The sequence below is a fragment of the Kitasatospora sp. NPDC093102 genome, assembly GCF_040683915.1.
In the GTDB taxonomy this organism is placed as follows: domain Bacteria; phylum Actinomycetota; class Actinomycetes; order Streptomycetales; family Streptomycetaceae; genus Kitasatospora.
Genome location: NZ_JBFBFA010000149.1, coordinates 1 through 1,139, shown reverse-complemented (window position 1 = coordinate 1,139; position 1,139 = coordinate 1). Strand labels below are relative to the sequence as shown.

Here is a 1,139-nt window from a genome sequence, read left to right as displayed (position 1 = left end):
ACCTCCGCCGCGAACGGAGCGATCTTCGCCTCGGCCAGCGAACGCACCGCCTCACGGAGCATCCCGTGCTCCTCGGAGATGCGGAAGAGATCGAACTCCTGGCTCATGATCGCCACTCCTGTTTCACGACGGTACTCAGTACCCTTCATTATGCATGCGCGCGGCAAAAAGGGAACTCAGTGCCTTCCCTTGACGGCACTGAGTTCCCTATCCTTTTCGTGCCGAACTTCTGCCGAACTTCTGCCGAACGAGCCGGTCCGAGCGCAGGGAGATGACAGCGTGGTCCACTCAGCCATCGATGCCGACACCCGCAGCACGACGCTGTACTTCCAGCGCTGCGCGTGGTGCAACAACCCGACCTTCCAGCGGCTGCTCTGCCCCACCTGCGGCTCCACCGACCTCAGGCTGGAGCCCAGCGAGGGCACCGGCGTGGTGCGGCGCTGCGCGGTCGAGCAGGCCCGCACGCCGCTGGTCCGTCAGAAGTCCCTGATCCGCATGGCGGAGGGCTTCGACGTCTGGTGCATCGTGGACGGGATGCGCAGCACCGTCCCGGTCGGCACCCGCGTACGGCTGCTCTCCTCCCCCGACTCCGACCAGCCGGAGCTGCGGCTGCTGCCGATGGAGGAGCCACCGTCGCCGCCGGACACCGAGCCGCGCCCGCTGCCGCCCGCCCAGGGCGGCTTCACCCGGCACCTCGCGGCCTTCGTCGCGGAGTGAGTCGCGGAGTGAGTCACGGAGTGAGTCACGGAGCCGACCGCGCAGCGATCGGGACGGGCGGCACGACCCGGCGCCGCCGGGAAACGACGGAGGGCGTGGCACCGAGTACCACTCGGCGCCACGCCCTCCACTGCACTCGGGGGATCAGGCCTTGCGGGCCTTCACCTCGGCGGTGAGCTGCGGCAGCACCTCGAAGAGGTCGCCGACCACGCCGTAGTCGGCGAGCTCGAAGATCGGGGCCTCGGGGTCCTTGTTGACGGCCACGATGGTCTTCGAGGTCTGCATGCCGGCCCGGTGCTGGATGGCGCCGGAGATGCCGTTGGCCACGTAGAGCTGCGGGGAGACCTGCTTGCCGGTCTGGCCGACCTGGCTGCTGTGCGGGTACCAGCCGGCGTCCACGGCGGCGCGCGAGGCGCCGACGG

At 69.4% G+C, this 1,139-nt stretch carries 2 protein-coding genes; one reads left to right on the top strand and one right to left on the bottom strand.

Translation table 11 applies throughout. The features are described 5' to 3' along the window. Nucleotides 1-279 precede the first annotated feature (279 nt). Nucleotides 280-717, top strand: coding sequence for a hypothetical protein (locus AB0O11_RS39405; protein ID WP_363397456.1), 438 nt, complete (start codon nt 280-282; stop codon nt 715-717). A 144-nt stretch (nt 718-861) separates the two neighbouring features. Here the strand turns inward: AB0O11_RS39405 and AB0O11_RS39400 are convergent. After that, the coding region (locus tag AB0O11_RS39400) for an electron transfer flavoprotein subunit alpha/FixB family protein (protein ID WP_363397453.1) at nt 862-1,139 on the bottom strand (278 nt) is incomplete at its 5' end.